The organism is Streptomyces sp. NPDC017529, assembly GCF_044329785.1.
Lineage (GTDB): Bacteria > Actinomycetota > Actinomycetes > Streptomycetales > Streptomycetaceae > Streptomyces.
The window spans coordinates 109,248-126,133 of the sequence record NZ_JBIRJY010000016.1; the positions used below are offsets into that span (position 1 = coordinate 109,248).

Annotated in this window: 15 protein-coding genes; 8 read left to right on the plus strand and 7 right to left on the minus strand. The window is 72.5% G+C overall.

The features are described 5' to 3' along the window. Positions 1 to 79: 79 nt before the first annotated feature. The gene (locus ACH4K4_RS30360; protein WP_398171694.1) at positions 80 to 502 is read right to left on the minus strand and encodes a hypothetical protein; all 423 of its coding nucleotides are present in this window, start codon (positions 500 to 502) and stop codon (positions 80 to 82) included. A 210-nt stretch (positions 503 to 712) separates the two neighbouring features. Between ACH4K4_RS30360 and ACH4K4_RS30365 the strand changes: the two genes are divergently transcribed. From ACH4K4_RS30365 to ACH4K4_RS30385, 5 genes are all read left to right on the plus strand, one after another. Then, positions 713 to 1,153, plus strand: coding sequence for an Lrp/AsnC family transcriptional regulator (locus ACH4K4_RS30365; protein WP_026170119.1), 441 nt, complete (start codon positions 713 to 715; stop codon positions 1,151 to 1,153). A gap of 133 nt (positions 1,154 to 1,286) precedes the next feature. After that, positions 1,287 to 2,927, plus strand: coding sequence for an amidohydrolase (locus ACH4K4_RS30370; RefSeq protein WP_398171695.1), 1,641 nt, complete (start codon positions 1,287 to 1,289; stop codon positions 2,925 to 2,927). Between the two features lie 544 nt (positions 2,928 to 3,471). Further along, complete coding sequence (lnt, locus tag ACH4K4_RS30375) at positions 3,472 to 5,082, plus strand: apolipoprotein N-acyltransferase (RefSeq protein WP_398171696.1); 1,611 nt, start codon at positions 3,472 to 3,474, stop codon at positions 5,080 to 5,082. Next, entirely contained in the window at positions 5,079 to 5,837 is a 759-nt protein-coding gene (locus ACH4K4_RS30380; protein WP_398171697.1) for a polyprenol monophosphomannose synthase, read from the plus strand. The genes lnt and ACH4K4_RS30380 overlap by 4 nt, the downstream gene beginning before the upstream one ends. A gap of 107 nt (positions 5,838 to 5,944) precedes the next feature. Further along, a complete protein-coding gene (locus ACH4K4_RS30385) occupies positions 5,945 to 6,910 on the plus strand; it encodes an LLM class F420-dependent oxidoreductase (RefSeq protein ID WP_398171698.1) in 966 nt (321 codons plus the stop codon). 99 nt (positions 6,911 to 7,009) lie between these two features. Here ACH4K4_RS30385 and ACH4K4_RS30390 read toward each other — a convergent pair whose 3' ends face one another. Further along, entirely contained in the window at positions 7,010 to 7,255 is a 246-nt protein-coding gene (locus ACH4K4_RS30390; RefSeq protein WP_398171699.1) for a hypothetical protein, read from the minus strand. A 111-nt stretch (positions 7,256 to 7,366) separates the two neighbouring features. Between ACH4K4_RS30390 and ACH4K4_RS30395 the strand changes: the two genes are divergently transcribed. Together ACH4K4_RS30395 and fxsA are read left to right on the plus strand one after the other, a co-directional pair. After that, positions 7,367 to 7,726, plus strand: a complete 360-nt coding sequence (locus tag ACH4K4_RS30395; protein ID WP_398171700.1) for a VOC family protein — start codon at positions 7,367 to 7,369, stop codon at positions 7,724 to 7,726. Between the two features lie 60 nt (positions 7,727 to 7,786). After that, the gene (fxsA, locus tag ACH4K4_RS30400; protein WP_398171701.1) at positions 7,787 to 8,368 is read left to right on the plus strand and encodes an FxsA family membrane protein; all 582 of its coding nucleotides are present in this window, start codon (positions 7,787 to 7,789) and stop codon (positions 8,366 to 8,368) included. 144 nt (positions 8,369 to 8,512) lie between these two features. Here fxsA and ACH4K4_RS30405 read toward each other — a convergent pair whose 3' ends face one another. From ACH4K4_RS30405 to ACH4K4_RS30420, 4 genes are all read right to left on the minus strand, one after another. Further along, positions 8,513 to 8,896 (minus strand): RNA polymerase-binding protein RbpA, encoded by a 384-nt coding sequence (locus tag ACH4K4_RS30405; RefSeq protein ID WP_360131994.1) that lies wholly within the window; start codon positions 8,894 to 8,896, stop codon positions 8,513 to 8,515. 373 nt (positions 8,897 to 9,269) lie between these two features. Beyond that, positions 9,270 to 10,091, minus strand: a complete 822-nt coding sequence (locus tag ACH4K4_RS30410) for a glycerophosphodiester phosphodiesterase family protein (protein WP_398171702.1) — start codon at positions 10,089 to 10,091, stop codon at positions 9,270 to 9,272. A 94-nt stretch (positions 10,092 to 10,185) separates the two neighbouring features. After that, the gene (locus ACH4K4_RS30415; RefSeq protein WP_398171703.1) at positions 10,186 to 11,112 is read right to left on the minus strand and encodes an LLM class F420-dependent oxidoreductase; all 927 of its coding nucleotides are present in this window, start codon (positions 11,110 to 11,112) and stop codon (positions 10,186 to 10,188) included. Between the two features lie 179 nt (positions 11,113 to 11,291). Continuing rightward, on the minus strand, positions 11,292 to 11,882 hold the full coding sequence (locus ACH4K4_RS30420; protein ID WP_398171707.1) for a YitT family protein: 591 nt from the start codon (positions 11,880 to 11,882) through the stop codon (positions 11,292 to 11,294). Positions 11,883 to 12,167: 285 nt separating this feature from the next. Between ACH4K4_RS30420 and ACH4K4_RS30425 the strand changes: the two genes are divergently transcribed. Further along, positions 12,168 to 13,673: a PLP-dependent aminotransferase family protein gene (locus ACH4K4_RS30425; RefSeq protein ID WP_398171704.1), complete on the plus strand. Its 1,506-nt coding sequence runs from the start codon at positions 12,168 to 12,170 to the stop codon at positions 13,671 to 13,673. Positions 13,674 to 13,743: 70 nt separating this feature from the next. Here ACH4K4_RS30425 and ACH4K4_RS30430 read toward each other — a convergent pair whose 3' ends face one another. Beyond that, positions 13,744 to 15,963 carry a glycosyltransferase family 39 protein gene (locus ACH4K4_RS30430; protein WP_398171705.1) on the minus strand — a complete coding sequence of 740 codons (2,220 nt, stop codon included), beginning with the start codon at positions 15,961 to 15,963 and terminating at the stop codon, positions 13,744 to 13,746. Positions 15,964 to 16,886: the final 923 nt, after the last annotated feature.

A 16,886-nucleotide genomic window follows, 5' to 3' on the forward strand; every position in this document is an offset into this window, starting at 1 on the left:
GCGGGGTCCGGGAAGCGTCCTCGGCGGCCCCGTAGCGCCGCCGAGGTGGCGCGGGAGCGGGTGTCCGCTCCCGCCGGGCTCAGGGCCTGCGCATGCGCGGCACCCGCGTCGGCCGCGTGCCGGGGTCGCCCACGTGCGAGAACGGCTGCCGCCGCCAGTCGAGTCCCTCCGGGAGGGTCAGCAGCACGCCCGCGTCCCGCTCCTGCGCCTCCATCGCGTCGTCCGGTGACGGGGCGTCGGCCACCGGCCGCCCCGAGCCCTCGCACACCGTCAGGCAGAACGGGTCCCACGGCGTCGGGCACAGCGCGTGCTCCGGCAGTGTGTCCTCGTCTGCCAGCATCGCGATCGGCTGGGCGCAGTCCGGGCAGTTCACCCGGAAGATCTCCATGGTCTCGAAAACGTCGTACGGATCGTCGTCGCCGGCGAAGCCGAGACTGTCGCCCTCCTCGGCGTCGTGGCTGAGCGGCGTGACTTCGGACTTCAGACGTCGCATAGTGGTCATCCCCCTCGGGTGGGCCGTGTGTGGGCCGCCGGCTTCCTGTGACGGGCGGCTCCGGCCATCACGAGCAATTCCCCCCATGCCCCGCGCATAATCGCCGAGCCCCTCGGGATACGGGGTCACGCGTGTGGCATTGGTCACACACTCCGCGCGAACGTGCCCACGATCCGGCGCACGGTGCGCATATGCGCCCGAGCACAGTAGGTTGATCGGGTGGAGGAGTTGGACCGACAAATCGTGGATCTGCTCGTCAAGGACGGGCGGATGAGCTACACCGACCTGGGCAAGGCCACCGGCCTGTCCACTTCGGCGGTGCACCAGCGGGTGCGCCGCCTGGAGCAGCGCGGTGTCATTCGCGGCTATGCCGCCATCGTGGACCCGGAGGCCGTGGGGCTGCCGCTCACCGCCTTCATCTCGGTGAAACCCTTCGACCCCAGCGCCCCGGACGACATCGCCGACCGCCTCGCCGAGGTGCCGGAGCTGGAGGCGTGCCACAGCGTGGCGGGCGACGAGAACTACATCCTCAAGGTGCGGGTCGCCACGCCCCTGGAGCTGGAGCACCTGCTGACCCGTATCCGCACGCTGGCCGGGGTCTCCACGCGCACCACGGTCGTGCTCTCCACGCCGTACGAGGCCCGCCCGCCGCGCATCTGACGCTGTCCGGTGCGTTGCGCGCGCCGGGGGCGTGTCTCCGGCCGGTCCGCCCGCGCGGGCGCCGCGCACGCCGGGCGTCGGAATCCCGACCCCGCGCGCGGGAGTGCTGCTCGCAGGGGCCAGACTGTCCGCTATGAGTGAGCGCACCCCCGACCCGGCCCGGCCCCGTACCGTCCTGCTCCGCGGCGGGGAGGTGCACAGCCCCGCCGACCCCTTCGCCACCGCCATGGTGATCGAGGGCGGCAGCGTCGCCTGGGTCGGCGAGGAGGGCGCCGCCGACTCCTTCGCCGACGGCGTGGACGAGGTCGTCCACCTGGACGGCGCGCTCGTCACCCCGGCGTTCACAGACGCACACGTGCACACGACGGCCACCGGCCTCGCGCTCACCGGCCTGGACCTGACCCGGGCCGGTACGCTCGCCGACGCGCTGGCCCGCGTCCGGGAGCACGCCGCGGCGCGCCCCGCCGACCGGGTCCTGCTGGGGCACGGCTGGGACGCCTCCGCCTGGCCCGAGGGCCGGCCCCCATCCCGCGCCGAGCTGGACGCCGCGGCCGGCGGCCGCCCGCTCTACCTGACCCGGGTGGACGTGCACTCGGCGGTCGTCACCACCGCCCTTCTGGACCTCGTCCCCGGCATCCGCGAGCTGCCCGGATTCCATGCCGAGCAGCCGCTGACCGGCGACGCGCACCACGCCGCGCGAGCCGCCGCGTACGCCACCGTCACCCCCGCCCAGCGCGACGCCGCCCAGTCGGCGGCCCTGGCGCACGCCGCGTCCGTCGGCATCGGCACCCTCCACGAGTGCGCGGGACCCGAGATTTCCAGCGAGGACGACCTCGCCGCCCTGCTGGCCCGCGCCGCGGGCGGGCCGGGGCCGCGCGTCGTCGGCTACTGGGCGGAAATCGTCACCAACGCAAAGGACGCCGACCGCATCCGTGCCCTCGGCGCCCTCGGCGCCGCCGGCGACCTCTTCGCCGACGGGGCCCTCGGCTCGCACACCGCCCACCTGCACGCCCCGTACGCCGACGCGCCCCACACCGGCACCGCCCACCTGGACGCCGACGCCGTCGCCGCGCACGTCGCGGCCTGCACCGAGGCGGGGCTCCAGGCCGGATTCCACGCCATCGGCGACGCCGCCCTGACCGCCGTCACCGACGGCGTACGGGCCGCCGCCGACCGCGTCGGCACGGCCCGTGTCCGGGCCGCCCGGCACCGCGTGGAGCACGCCGAGATGCTCACCGGGACCACCATCGCCGCGTTCGCCGAGTTCGCCCTCACCGCCTCCGTCCAGCCCGCCTTCGACGCGGCCTGGGGCGGCGAGGACGGCATGTACGCGGCCCGCCTCGGCGCCGACCGCGCCCGTACCCTCAACCCGTACGCCGCCCTGCTGCGCGCCGGCGTCCCGCTCGCCCTGGGCTCCGACAGCCCCGTCACCCCGCTGGACCCGTGGGGCACCGTCCGCGCCGCCGTCTTCCACCGCACCGGCGGGCACGGCATCTCCGCCCGCGCGGCCTTCACCGCGCACACCCGCGGCGGCTGGCGCGCGGTCGGCCGCGACGACGCGGGCGTCCTGGTGCCCGGCGCGCCCGCCGACTACGCGGTCTGGCGCACCGGCGACCTCGTCGTACAGGCCCCCGACGAGCGTGTCGAGCGCTGGTCGACCGACCCCCGCTCCGGCACGCCCGGCCTGCCCGACCTCACCCCCGGCCGGGACCTGCCCGTATGCCTGAAGACGGTGGTGGCGGGGCGTACGGTGTACGAGCGGCCGAACGAGTGACTTCGCGCGGGCGCGTACCACCTCGGGACGCGCCCGCAGGCCCCAGCCCCACCTGCGGGGCTGGGGCGCCGACCTGGGGCGACGCGAAAACCACGCTGGTTGGCCAACTGTTGACAGCAGACGGTCGGCGGCCGGTAGGTTCGGCCGGGTCCACCACAGGACGTCCGACCGGGAGACCTCCGCGCAGTCGTCGAGCGCAGCTGGGCCATGGGACGGGGTGCCGCACCGGCACACCGCCACTGGGAGCCAGGTCCAGCACCTGCGGCACGGGGACGACGGAAAGGTTTCGTCCGATCGGCAGGTGCGACCCGGGTGGGGCCCGGTTGCTCAGTAGACAACGGCTTTCGGTCGATCCGCAGCCAGCGGGTCCCAGGTCGGCCCGAAGGGCGCCGGGCCCCGATCCGCACCGTGTGCGGAGCCCCGCTTGCCGCCGCCGTACCACGGACGCGGCTTCCCGTACCTTCCGCCACCCCCGCTCCGCCGTCGCGGCGCACCGTTGTACGGTCTGCACACCACCGCACGACCTGCAAGGAAGGCCGCGACCGTGCCATCGGGCTCCGACACCCCCCAACCAGCCGTTCCCGGGCGCGGTCGCCGGTTCGCGGCGCTGGTGCGCCGTGCGGCGCCGCGCACCGCGCTCGCCGTACTGAGCGGCTTGGCGCTCGCGCTGGCCTTCCCCCCGTACGACCTGTGGCCGCTGTCCCTCGCCGCCGTCGCCGCCCTCGGCCTGCTGACCCGCGCCCGGACGGCCCGTCAGGGCGCCTGGACCGGCTTCGCCTTCGGCCTGCCGTTCTTCTTCCTCCTGCTCAAGTGGCTCCATGTCGTCGGCTGGGACGCGGTGTTCGGGCTGGCGGTGATCCAGGCGCTGTACCTGGCGCTGCTCGGAGCCGGCCTCGCGGCCGTCTCGCGCCTGAAGTTCTGGCCGCTGTGGGGCGCCTGTCTGTGGATCGCGGAGGAGTGGGCCCGCGACCGCGCGCCTTTCGGCGGCTTCCCCTGGGGGCGGCTCGCCTTCGCCAACACCGGTTCGCCCTTCACCCCGCTCGCGGCCCTCGGCGGCGCCCCGCTGGTGACCTTCGCCGTCGCCCTCGCCGGCTCGCTGCTGGCGGCGGCGGCCGTCGTCCTGTGGAAGCTGCGCGGGCCGGGGCGGTCTGCGAAGGCGGTCCTGCCCGCCGTCGAGGCCGTCGGCCTGGCCGCCGCGGTCACGGTGGCCGGCCTCCTGGTCCCGGTGCACACCGACGCGGACGACCACACCGACATCGCCATCGTCCAGGGCAACGTGCAGCGGCCCGGCATGGACTTCCTCGGCCGCCCGATGCAGATCCTGGACAACCACGCCACGGCGACGGAGAAGCTGGCCGCAGACGTGAAGGCGGGCAAGGCCAAGAAACCGGACCTGGTCATCTGGCCGGAGAACGCCTCCGACCTGGACCCGTTCCGCTACCCGCAGGCGTACGACCGCATCGACGAGGCGGTCAAGGCGATCGGCGTGCCCGTCCTGGTCGGCGCCCTCGTCGACCACCCGGACAAGCCGGGCTACGTCTTCAACCAGGGCATCGTCTGGGACCCCGTGAAGGGCCCCGGCGCCTCGTACACCAAGCAGCACCCGGTGCCGTTCGGCGAGTACGTGCCGTTCCGGGAGCAGCTGAGCAAGATCATCACACGTTTCCAGCGGGTGCCCCGCGACTTCTACCCGGGCGACCACACCGGCGTGCTCGACGTCGGCCCCGCCCGGCTCGGCGACGTCATCTGCTTCGAGGTCGCCTACGACGAGATCGTGCACGACACCGTGAACGCGGGCGCCCGCGCCCTCGTCGTCCAGACCAACAACGCCACCTACGGCCGCACCGGACAGCCCGAACAGCAACTGGCCATGTCCAAGCTGCGTGCCGTGGAACACGGCCGTGCCATCGTCACGGCGGCCACCAGCGGGATCAGCGCGGTGGTGGCCCCGGACGGTACGGTCACCCACAAGATCCCGGAGTTCACCCAAGGGGTGCTGGAGGCGAGCCTCCCTCTGCGTGATGAAAAGACCGTGGCCGACCGCGTCGGTGCCATTCCCGAGTGGGTGCTCGCTATCGTGGGACTTCTGTCCTGCGTCGCCGCGACAGTCATTGGCCGGCGCGGGCGTACGAAGGACGAGAAGGGGCAGCAGTGACAGACGGCGGTCAGCGGAAGTACGGTCCGCTCGGCACCACTTTGGTGATCATTCCGACCTACAACGAGGCGGAGAACATCAAGCCGATCGTCTCGCGGGTACGGTCCGCCGTGCCGGAGGCGCACATCCTCGTCGCGGACGACAACAGCCCCGACGGCACGGGAAAGATCGCCGACGAACTCGCGGCGGTGGACGACCACGTCCAGGTGCTGCACCGCAAGGGCAAGGAAGGGCTCGGCGCCGCCTACCTGGCGGGCTTCAGGTGGGGCATCGAGCACGGCTTCGGCGTCCTGGTGGAGATGGACGCCGACGGCTCCCACCGGCCCGAGGAGCTGCCGCGGCTGCTCACCGCCCTCAAGGGCGCCGACCTCGTGCTCGGCTCGCGCTGGGTCCCCGGCGGCCGGGTGGTGAACTGGCCCAAGCACCGCGAGTACCTCTCCCGCGGCGGCAGCACGTACTGCCGGGCCATGCTGGACGTGCCGCTGCGCGACGTGACCGGCGGCTACCGGGCCTTCCGCAAGGAGACCCTGGAAGGGCTCGGCCTGGACGAGGTCGCCTCGCAGGGCTACTGCTTCCAGGTCGACCTGGCCCGCCGGGCCGTCGAGAGCGGCTTCCACGTCGTCGAGGTGCCGATCACCTTCGTCGAGCGCGAGCGCGGCGACAGCAAGATGAGCAAGGACATCGTCGTGGAGGCCCTGTGGCGGGTCACCGGCTGGGGCGTCGGCTCCCGGGTCAACAAGCTCCGCGGACGCTGAGCCCGGGCGGCGTGCGCTAGGCCGGTCGGGCGGAGTCCTCTCGGCCCGGCCGGTCATCATCGGCCGGGCCGAGTTTTGCGGTCGCATGATCGGGAAACTCGCGCCATATGGTGCAAATCGGCTACACGATGATGACTGAGCAAGCCGGCCCGCGTGATCTCGTCGACCACGTCGTCCGTGCCGAGGAAACCGGATTCGACTTCTCGGTGACCTCCGACCACTACGCGCCCTGGCTGGATTCCCAAGGCCACGCCCCGTACGCGTGGAGCGTCCTGGGCGCCGCGGCGCAGGCCACCTCCCGCATCCCGCTGATGACGTACGTGACCTGCCCGACGGTGCGCTACCACCCGGCGGTCGTCGCGCAGAAGGCCGCGACCCTGCAGCTGCTCTCCGGCGGCCGCTTCCGGCTGGGCCTGGGCTCGGGCGAGAACCTGAACGAACACGTCGTGGGACGCGGCTGGCCGGGCAAGAGCACCCGGCACGAGATGTTCACCGAGGCACTGGAGATCATCCGGGCGCTCTTCGACGGCGACACCGTCACCTACCACGGCAACCACTTCGACGTGGACGCCGCCAAGCTCTGGGACCTGCCCGAGCAAGCCCCGCCGATCGGCGTGGCCGTGTCGGGGGAGCGGTCCTGCGAGATCGCCGGCCGCCTCGGCGACCTGGTCATCGCGACCGAGCCGAAGAGCGAGCTGATCTCCTCCTTCGAGAAGCACGGCGGTGCCGGCAAGCCGCGGGTGGGCCAGCTGCCCATCTGCTACGACCCCGACCGGGACGCCGCCGTACGGCGCGCCCACGACCAGTTCCGCTGGTTCGCGGGCGGCTGGAAGGTCAACTCCGAGCTGCCGGACCCGGCCGGGTTCGCCGGGGCCACCCAGTTCGTACGCGAGGAGGACGTGGCCGGGACGATCCCCTGCGGAAACAACGTGGACGACTTCGTCGAGGCGGTGCGCCCGTACGCGGAAGCCGGCTTCACGGAGATCGCCGTCGTCCAGGTCGGCGGCGATCACCAGCGGGAATTCTTCGACTGGGCCGAGAAAAAGCTGCTGCCCGCGCTGCGCGAGCTCTGAGCGGGCCGGGAAGCCGCCGAGCGACCGGGAGCCCCGCCGGACCGTGTCCGCGGGGCTCCCGGGCCGTACGAGGGGCGCGCGCCGCCCGGCGGGCCGGCATCAGTCGGCCGGCTCGTCCGGGGTCGGCTTCTCGGTCTGCGTGTCGTGGTCGCGCGCCGCCCCGCGGCGGCCCGTGCCGGAAACATCGGTGTCGGGGACGTCGGTGTTCTCCTCGCGGTCGTCGCCGTCGTCGGGGCTGCGGCCCTCCCACGGATCCGGCGCGCCCCTCGGGTCGGCCTGCTGGTCCGGCAGGTCCCGGGGAATGGCGCTGCCGCCCTGCTCCGGCGTCTCGCTGCGCTTGTCCATCGCGTTCGACCTCCTGGTAGGGGGAAGGGGAAACGTGTCCGGTACGGGTGCCCGACGGGCGGGCCCGCATGCGTTCCGCATGATCAGGAGTACCGGAGAGGGGAGACAGCGGTGACATCGAGGCAACTCGCCATGGTGCTGGACTGCGCGGACCGGGAGGCGCTCGCCGCCTTCTGGAGCCAGGTCCTCGGCTACCGGATCACGCGCGCCACACCGCCGTACACCGCCCTGACCGACCCGGCGGGGCGCGATCCCGAGCTGCTCCTCCAGCAGGTGCCGGAGCCCAAGCAGGGCAAGAACCGCATGCACGTCGATCTGCGGGTGCCCGCGATGGAGCCGGAGCTGAGCCGGGTGGTGGGCCTCGGCGCGCGGGTGCTGCGCGGGCCGTTCGACGACGCGGGCTGCCTGACGACGGTGCTCGCCGACCCCGAGGGCAACGAGTTCTGCCTGATCGTCTTCAGCAGCGCCTGAGACGGTGCTGAGGCCCACCCGCGGGAGCGCTGGGCGCGCGGTGCCAGGCACACTTGAGACATGACGTTCGCAGCCACGCCATCGCCTCAATCCCGCCCGCCCAAGCGCTCGCGGGCCCGCCGGTTCGTTCCGTTGGGCATCGCCGCCTGGCTGGTGCTCGAAATCTGGCTGCTGACGCTGGTCGCCGACGCGGCGGGCGGCCTGACCGTGCTTCTGCTGCTGATCGCCGGCGTTGTCGCGGGCGGGTACGTGATCAAGCGGGCCGGGCGCCGGGCGTGGAAGAACCTCACGGAGAGCATGCAGGCGGCCGGAGGCGCCACGGCGTCCGCGGAGCCGCGGGAGCAGAAGTCCACGGGCAGCGGCAACACCCTGCCCATGCTCGGCGGGCTGCTGCTGATGTTCCCGGGCCTGGCCTCCGACGCCGCCGGGCTGCTCTGCCTCTTCCCGCCCACCCGCAAGCTGCTCCACCGCCGCGCTGAGCGCTTCCTGACCCGCCAGGCGCGCTATGCGCCGGGGTCGCTCGGCGACGCCTTCCAGCAGGCCCGTATGCACCAGCCGGACGGCAAGGTCGTCCAGGGCGAGGTCGTCCGCGAGGACGAGCGGCCCGCGCCGCGCCGCGAGGACCCGCCCCTGACGCGCTGAGGCCCCGTACATCGTCGTGGACCTGCGGAAGATTCCGCAGGTCACGCGTGACCTCGCCCACATCGGCGGGGGAGAAATGGGTACGGAAACGGGCCGGGGCCACTGCATGATGCAGTGGCCCCGGCCCGATCGCGCGTCCGTTCGTCAGGCGGACTTGCGACTGTTGTTGTTGTCGCGCGGATGCACGGCAATGTTCATGGTGCCGGAGCGCAGGACGGCCAGCCGTTCGGCCAGCACCTCCTCCAGCTCCTCGCGGGTGCGCCGCTCCATGAGCATGTCCCAGTGCGTACGCGCGGGCTTGCCCTTCTTTTCCTCAGGGCCATCGCCATCCACCAGGAGGGCCTGTGCACCACATACCTTGCACTCCCACTCTGACGGAATCTCGGCCTCTACCGAGAACGGCATCTCAAAGCGATGTCCGTTCTCGCATGCGTACTCCACCGCCTGGCGCGGAGCCAGGTCGATGCCGCGGTCGGTCTCGTAGCTGGTCACCACAAGTCGCGTGCCGCGAAGAGCTCGCTCACTCATGAATCGTGCCTCCCGGGCTTTGTCGCCCACAGGACAGGTGTCGCTGTCGTCGTCATCCGGTCAACGTCCGGTCGGCGGTGAAGATTCCCGTCACCGGGACCCGTGCCCACTCGTCGCCCACCACCGCCCAAGATGGAGGCGCTGGCGCCGCTGCCTTCCTTCGTGCCGCCCCTTGTTGTACCCACCAGTGCCCGGTTTGTCACATCTGGCAGCAGATGTCACCCAGCGCTTTCGGTAGTTCAGCGCGCAGTAACGGTCCGCCTGGTGAGCCAAAGGCGTACACTACCGGCCCACCGGCCCCATCCCTAAATCCGGGGGCGCCATCGGCGGGACCACCGGGGTCTGGTAACGGCTCGTCAGGGGCGCGGGAGCGTCACCGCGAGGGCCAGGAGCCCCGGGCGGCCAGCACCTTCCGCAGGGCGTCGATGTCGTCGGTCATGATCCCGTCGACTCCGAGGTCGAGCAGCGCCGCCATCCGCCGCGGGTCGTTGACCGTCCACACGTGCACCTGCAGGCCCCACACGTGCGCCGCCCGGATCAGCAGCGGATCCACCACGCGGACGCCGGACTGCCGCTCCGGGACCTGGACGCAGACCGCGTTGCGCCGGACCGCGGCCCCCATCAGCCGGTCCAGCGGCACGCCCCGGCCGTACGAGCGCATCCGCAGCCCCAGGACCCCGCGCGTACCGAGCGACGTCGCCAGCCGCGGACCGGCCAGCCGCTGGGCCCGCGCGACCCTGGCCTCCGAGAACGAGCCGACGCACACCCGGTCCCAGGCCTCCGTGCGGCGCAGCAGGTCCAGCGTCGGCCTGAGCGCGGCCTCCGCCTTGATGTCGACGTTCCAGCGGGCCTGCGGGAACTCCTCCAGCAACTCTTCGAACAGCGGCAGCGGCTCCCGCCCCGCCACTCGCGCCCGCCGGACGGCCTGCCAGGGAAGGCGCCCGATCGCCCCGCCCATGTCCGTGACCCGGTCCAGCGTCGCGTCGTGGAACGCGACGAGCCGGCCGTCCGACGTGGCGTGCACGTCGGTCTCCAGGTAGCGGTAGCCGAGCGCCACCGCCCGCCGGAAGGCCGCGGCGGTGTTCTCCAGCCCGTCCGCCGCGCCGCCCCGGTGGGCGAAGGCGAGCGGGGCCGGGTGGTCGAGATAGGGGTGGCGTACGGGGAAGCCGCGGGAGGTCAACTGCTGGGAGCGCATTGGCCAGAGGATATACAGGCCGGGTGGCCGCCCCGTCGGCAACCGGCCATGCGCCGCCGGTCACGCGGGGCGACGGTCCGTCGCTCCGCGCGTTTCAGCGCAGAGTCTCTCCCGGCAGGTCGAGTATCCGCTCGGCCGCGGTCTCCAGCTGGGACAGGTCGTGCCGGGGGCTCTCCTCCGGCGGCACGGGCCCGGCGTAGCTCGACAGGAAGGTGTCGAGGACGACGTAGGAGACGCCCAGCTCCGCCAGCGCCTCCAGGTCCGCGCGGACCTGGTCGACCGTCCCGTGCCCGGGGAGGCGGGTCTCCGACTCCACCGGCCGCTCCGTGAGGTGCAGGGCTATCCGGGGCGCCACCGCCGGCGTCGGGCGGCCGGCCGCCTCGGCGGCGGCCTCCAGGGCGGGCAGCCGCTTGCGGATCGCGTCCGCGCCCAGCGTGTACGGGTGCCAGGCGTCGCCGAAGCGCGCGGCCCGGCGCAGCGCGGCGTCGCTGAGGCCGCCGACCCAGACCGGCGGGTGCGGGTCCCGTACGGGGGCGGGGCCCGTGGTGATGCCGGAGTACTCGGCGTGCTCGCCGCTGAACGAGACCACCGGCTGCGTCCAGTGCTCCTTGATGCAGGTCAGGTACTCATCGGTGATCCGGCCGCGGGCCGCGAAGTCGATGCCCAGCGCCTCGTACTCCTGCTCGGACCAGCCGATGCCCACGCCGAACACGAGCCGGCCGCCGCTGAAGCGGTCCAGGTTGGCGGTCACGCGGGCGGTCTGCAGCGGGTGACGGTACGGGAGCACCACCACCGTGGTGCCCAGCTCGATGGCGCTGGTGCGGCCCGCGAGCCAGGCCAGCGTGGTGAACGGGTCGTAGAAGGGTGGCGGGAAGGCGCCGGCGACCTCCGGCGGCAGCGTCACATGGTCGGAGATCATCGCCAGGTGGTACCCGAGCTCCTCGGCGCCGCGCACCCACGTCTCGATGCCTTCGGGGGTGGTGCCCGTCCCGTAGTTGAGGATGTTGATCCCGACCTTCACAGTCCGCTCCCTCGGTTGGTGCTCCCCGCCGGCCGGCCAGTCGGACATTAAAAGGCCAGGTCAGAGGGGTCGTTGGCGAGGCGAGCGTAACAGCTGGCGGGGCCGGCGAAGGGCGCGTACCGCGATAAAAGGGCATAAGCGGAAGGGAGTTGGACCGGCGGGCGGCGGGTGGGCCGGAGTCAGCGGTCGACCGCCGCGGGGGCGCCGTGGGCCGGTGCGGCAGCGGACGACGCCACGACCCGGCCGCCACGGTCGCCGATCTCGAAGAAGCGCAGCGAGAACTGGGCCAGCGGCCCGATGGCCAGCGCGTAGATCACGGTGCCCACGCCCACCGAGCCGCCCAGCAGGAAGCCGACGGCGAGCACGGTGACCTCGATGCAGGTCCGCACGAGGCGCAGCGGCCGGCCCGTACGCCGGTGCAGGCCGGTCATCAGACCGTCGCGCGGGCCGGGGCCGAAGCGCGCCGAGATGTAGAGCCCCGTGGCCAGGCCGTTGAGGAGGATGGCGCCGGCCAGCAGCGGGACGCGGGCGCCGAGGGAAGAGACCTCCGGTACGACGGTGAGCGTCGCGTCCATCACGAGGCCGAGGATCACGACGTTGGAGACCGTCCCCAGGCCGGGGCGCTGCCGCAGCGGAATCCACAGCAGCAGGATCAGTGCGCCGGAGACGATCGTCACCGTGCCGATCGTCAGGCCCGTGTGCCGGGAAATGCCCTGGTTCAGGACGCTCCACGGCTCCAGGCCGAGGCCCGCGCGCAGTTGCAGGCCCATGCTGAGGCCGTACAGGACCAGCCCGGCGTAGAGGTGGACGAGCCGGCGCGGCAACCGCCGTCCTCGTGTCCCGGGGGTGTCTGCCGTACGGCCGTCGGCGGCGCCCTCCGCGGGCCGGTCGGTGCCACCTTCCGTACGGCGGTCGTCCGCGCTCCCCGCCTTACCGGACCTACGCGTGCTGAACAAAGCCTTTCCCCTCCTGGCATGATTGGACTGGCGCGTGCCACTCTGTGGCCCGAACTTGATCTCTTTCTACGGCCAATTCCAGAAAGGTGGACTGCTTCGATGGCGCAGTGGACTTCGGCGGTAGGGGCGTCGCAGCTCGCCAGGCTGCTCCGGTCGCAGGACACCCGGGACGCCGTGCCACCGGCCGGCGGCCGCCGCGTCCCCGCCTACCGCGGCCTCGCCGACGGCGTACGGCTCCTCGTCCTGGAAGGCCGCGTGCCGGTCGCCGCCCGCCTCCCCGCGGAACGCGAACTGGCCGCCGCGCTCTCCGTGAGCCGCACCACCGTCGCCGCGGCCTACGAAGCGCTGCGCGCCGAAGGCTTCCTGGAATCCCGCCGCGGATCGGGCAGCTGGACGGCCGTGCCCGCCGGGAACCCCCTGCCCACCCGCGGCCTGGAACCACTGCCGCCGGAGGCCGCCGGCTCCATGATCGACCTCGGCTGCGCCGCCCTCCCGGCGCCCGAGCCCTGGCTCACCCGCGGTGTACAGGGCGCCATGGAGCACCTGCCGCTGTACGCCCACACCCACGGTGACTACCCGGCCGGCCTGCCCGCCCTGCGCCAGGCCCTGGCCGACCGCTACACCGCCCGCGGCATCCCCACCATGCCCGAACAGATCATGGTCACCACCGGAGCCATGGGCGCGGTCGCCGCCATCTGCCGCCTGATCACCCGGCCCGGCGAACGGGTCGCGGTGGACTCCCCGTCCTACGCCAACATCCTCCAGCTCATGCGCGACGCCGGCGCCCGGCTGGTTCCCGTCGCCCTCGCCGACCGGCTCGGCGGCTGGGACATCCCCGCCTGGCGCCAGGTCATGCGGGACGCCGCGCCCCGCATGGCGTACGTCGTCGCCGACTTCCACAACCCGACCGGCACCCTCGCCACCGAGGACCAGCGCCGCCGGCTGGTGGACGCCGCCCGAGCGGCCGGCACGGTCATGGTCGTCGACGAGACCATGACCGAACTCAACCTGGACGGCATCGAACTGCCCCGCCCCGTCAGCGCCTTCGACCCGGCGGGCAGCGCCGTCATCACGGTCGGTTCCGTCAGCAAGGCGTTCTGGGCCGGCATGCGCATCGGATGGGTACGGGCCGCCCCAGACATCATCCGCAGCCTCATCGCCGCGCGCGCCTACGCCGACCTGGGCTCACCGGTCCTCGAACAGCTCGCCATCACCTCGCTGCTGGAAGGCGACGGCTGGGCACAGGCCGTGGAGGTGCGCCGCGGCCAGGCGCGCGAGAACCGCGACGCCATCGTCGCCGCGGTCCGGCGTCACCTGCCCGACTGGGAGTTCAGCGTGCCGAGCGGCGGCCTCACCCTGTGGGCGAGGACCGGCGGGCTCTCCGGTTCACGGATCGCGGAGGCGGGGGAGCGGCTCGGCGTACGGGTGCCCTCCGGGCCCCGCTTCGGCGTCGACGGCGCCTTCGAGGGGTTTGTCCGGCTGCCGTTCACGGTCAGCGGGGCCGTTGCCGACGAAGCCGCCTCCCGGCTGGCCGCCGCGGCCCGCCTGGTCGCGACCGGGGCCGCGGCCGGCGAGGTCGAGACGCCGCACAGCTTCGTGGCCTGACGGGCCGGTGCCTGCCGCCGGGCACCGGCCCTGGAGCGTCCGCCCCGCACGCCACCGGGCCCGGACGGTGTCAGGAGGTGGGGGAGCATCGGTAGAGCGATCCGGTGGCCGTCCGTTCGGCTGCCGTGGCCGCCGGGCCGCCGTACGCCTTCGGGGGCACCTCGGTGCAGTGCGCCCGCACCCATGCGCTGATCTTCTCCGACTCCGACACGGGCGCATCCTCCTGCTTGCCGCCGTCCTTCGGCTTCGGGATCGTGAGCATCGCGTAGCGCAGCTCCCCGGACGCCACCATCCTCCGGTACTCGGCGAGGGTGATCGACGGAGCCGCGCCGGTGAGGCCGCCGAGGGGCAGGATGGGCAGCCCGGTCGCGGCGATGGCCGAGGCCCGGGCCCAGCCGCCGTCCGCGGAGAAGGTGTACTCGGCCGTGCCGTTGTGCTGCCGGACGTAGTCGAGAATGCGCTTCTGCAGGGGCGTCAGCGCTTTCGGGGTGTGGTCGGCCGACGAATGGGACTGGCCGCCGACGACCCTGCTGACCGGTGCCGCGCCCCGGGGCGGCCCCGTGCCCTTGTCCTCGGGGCCGCGCGGCCCCGCGTTGGCGTCGAACGCCGTTCCCGCGAACCGCGGGTTGAAGACGGACAGCGACCAGACGGCCGGAGCCGCGAACATCGCCAGACAGCCGGCGGCCGCCCCGGCGAGGCCGATGTGCCGCAGCCGTACCCGCCCGCGCAACACCAGCGCCGCGAGGCCGACGAGCGCGGCCGCGCTGATCAGGGGTAGCAACCACGGTGCGAAATAGGGGTATTGGGCGGCGATGTAAGCCGACCACGCGGCTTGCAGGGCGATGGTCACGGGAAGCGCGTGGGCCCAGCGGCCGTCGCGCGTGCGGTAGGCACGCCACATCGCCAGGGTCCCGGCCGCCGACAGCGCCGCGAGGGCGGGGGCGAGCGTCGCCACGTACGCGGTGTGCGGCACCGAGGCGAAGCTCAGCGCCACCGCCACGGTCAGCAGCCAGGCACCCCACATCACATAGCCACCGCGCCCCACGTCGGTACGCGGCCGCTTCCGATGCCTGATCAGCCCGAACGCGAGGGACGCCAGTGCCAGGGGGTAGAGCCAGCCGATCTGCGCCAGCAGACGCAGGTCGAACAGCTTGTGCCAGACGTTCCCCCAGGGCCCCATGTTGAGACGCTTGCCTTGGCCGCCTTGCGGGGGAGTGCGGCCCTTCTTGCCGGAATCGCCACCGTCCTGGCGCTGCCCCGCATCGCCCTGGCCCGAAGCGCCCCGGTCCGAGCCGGCGGTGCTTCCGCCTTGACCACCGGTGCTCCGCTGCTGATCGCTGCCTCCCGGTGTCTGCCGGCCGCCGGAGCCGCCCGAGGTGATGCCCGGTCCGTTGCCCTGGTCTATGCGGTCGAAGCCGTTGTATCCGAAGACCATCGAGAAGGCGCTGTTGTTGGCCGACCCGTCCACGTAGGGGCGCGAATCCTTCGGCGTGAACGTCACCATCAGCACCCAGGAGAGGGACACCACGCCCATCACCACTCCCGACGTCAGCAGATGGACGAGCCGCCTGCGCAGTGTGACCGGTGCGGCGATGAGGTAGCCCAGGGCCAGGGCCGGCGCGATGAGCCACGCCTGCATCATCTTGGCCTGGAAGCCCAGCCCCACCCACACGCCGGCGAAGAGCAGCCGCGACAGCCGGCCCGTCGTCACGGCCCGTTGGTACTGGTCCGCCGCCAGCACCAGGCACATCACCAACGCGGCGTCCAGGATGGCGTGGGCGAACATCGACGCGGCGACCGGGGTGAGCGTCAGCAGACCGGCCGCGAACAGGCCCGCCACCGCTCCTCGCCAGCGCCGCACCACCCGGTACATGACCAGGACGCTGACGACCCCTTCGACGCATTGCGGCAGGGTCAGCGACCAGTCGTGGAAGCCGAAGATCCGTGCGGATATCGCCTGCGGCCACAGGAAGCCGCCGATCTTGTCAAGAGTGACGGTCGCCGCGGGATCGTAGGCGGTGAACAAGAACGCCTTCCAGCTCTCCGTCATGCTGCGGGCGGCGACGGAGTAGTAAGGGGCCAGGCCGCTGGTGGTGATGTTCCAGGCGTACAACAGGGCGGCGAACGCGGCGATACCGAGCAGCGCGGGCCGGGCCCACCGGGGCTGGTCCGCCGGTGACCGCCAGAATTGCCACCGGCGGCGCGCCGGGGCGCCGGACACCGTGCCGCCGCGGGTCGCCGACGACGCCGGGGCGGAGGAGGAGGGGGGAGGAGGAGAGGACGCTGACATGGCTGGGGCAGCTCCCTGATCGCAGGGGTTGTCGGTGAGAGGGCCGACGCGATGAGAACGGTCGTCGCCCTGCCGGGCACGGGCGGCGCGCCGCCACGGCGTGGCTTGGTAGGGACCAAAATCACCGTGCGGTGCAGATACTGGGCCCCGCGCATTGGGCGAGGCAAGAGGGGCGGGAGTCCATAACGGGTCCAGCCGTGGTCCCGGCGGGCCGAAGGCGACGGGAAGTCGCCATTCCGGAAAGGGGCGGAACCACCGTCGGCCCGGAGCCCGGAGGTTGCCTCCCGGGACGTGCCGGGATGTGAGGTCGGTGAACCGTACGGACACTTACCAGGACGCCAGGATTCCGATGGTGGGTGACTGGTGTTGAATACTGGGGCGAAAGAGGCTCCGGGGAATCAGCAACTTGGCTGAACTTGCCCAAAATCAGACGGCCGTACCGTGTCCAGAGCCCGCACCCCGCCACGGTGGCCGCGGTAGTGATGATGTCACTGATGGCGGCGTCATTACAGTGGGACAAGAAAATTCCGTGGTCGACGGTGTCCGGAAATCCGAGATCGAAAAGAGTGCGCACCGGCCAACCGGTTATTTGGACAGTTGGACACGAGAACGGTGAGCCCGGCGCCCGGACCTGTGTCGAACGAACGCGACCGCTGCGCGCTGGGAATTCGGACAGGTCATCAGTATTGTTCATGACGTGCCTTCCGCCGTTCACGCGTAGCGGCGGACGAGTTCGACAAGACGGGGGCGGCCATCTCGGTGGCCAGCCAGTAGGCGTCGCAGACGACGTTGGAGTACTGGAAATTCAGTGCGGAGCGCAACCCGACCCTGCCTTCCCTTCGGGATGAGCGCGGGCCGGTGCCGACTGTTGCCGGTCGATGAGCGGGCGAATGTGTTCGACCCGTGATCGGCCGGGAACGTCG

What these genes read in the sequence shown, in the direction of transcription:
- ACH4K4_RS30360 (WP_398171694.1), bottom strand. Translation starts at nt 502, where the DNA reads ATGACCACTATGCGACGTCTGAAGTCCGAAGTCACGCCGCTCAGCCAC.
- ACH4K4_RS30370 (WP_398171695.1), top strand. Translation starts at nt 1,287, where the DNA reads ATGAGTGAGCGCACCCCCGACCCGGCCCGGCCCCGTACCGTCCTGCTC.
- ACH4K4_RS30385 (WP_398171698.1), top strand. Translation starts at nt 5,945, where the DNA reads ATGGTGCAAATCGGCTACACGATGATGACTGAGCAAGCCGGCCCGCGT.
- ACH4K4_RS30390 (WP_398171699.1), bottom strand. Translation starts at nt 7,255, where the DNA reads ATGGACAAGCGCAGCGAGACGCCGGAGCAGGGCGGCAGCGCCATTCCC.
- fxsA (WP_398171701.1), top strand. Translation starts at nt 7,787, where the DNA reads ATGACGTTCGCAGCCACGCCATCGCCTCAATCCCGCCCGCCCAAGCGC.
- ACH4K4_RS30405 (WP_360131994.1), bottom strand. Translation starts at nt 8,896, where the DNA reads ATGAGTGAGCGAGCTCTTCGCGGCACGCGACTTGTGGTGACCAGCTAC.
- ACH4K4_RS30410 (WP_398171702.1), bottom strand. Translation starts at nt 10,091, where the DNA reads ATGCGCTCCCAGCAGTTGACCTCCCGCGGCTTCCCCGTACGCCACCCC.
- ACH4K4_RS30420 (WP_398171707.1), bottom strand. Translation starts at nt 11,882, where the DNA reads ATGGGCCTGCAACTGCGCGCGGGCCTCGGCCTGGAGCCGTGGAGCGTC.
- ACH4K4_RS30425 (WP_398171704.1), top strand. Translation starts at nt 12,168, where the DNA reads ATGGCGCAGTGGACTTCGGCGGTAGGGGCGTCGCAGCTCGCCAGGCTG.
- ACH4K4_RS30430 (WP_398171705.1), bottom strand. Translation starts at nt 15,963, where the DNA reads ATGTCAGCGTCCTCTCCTCCTCCCCCCTCCTCCTCCGCCCCGGCGTCG.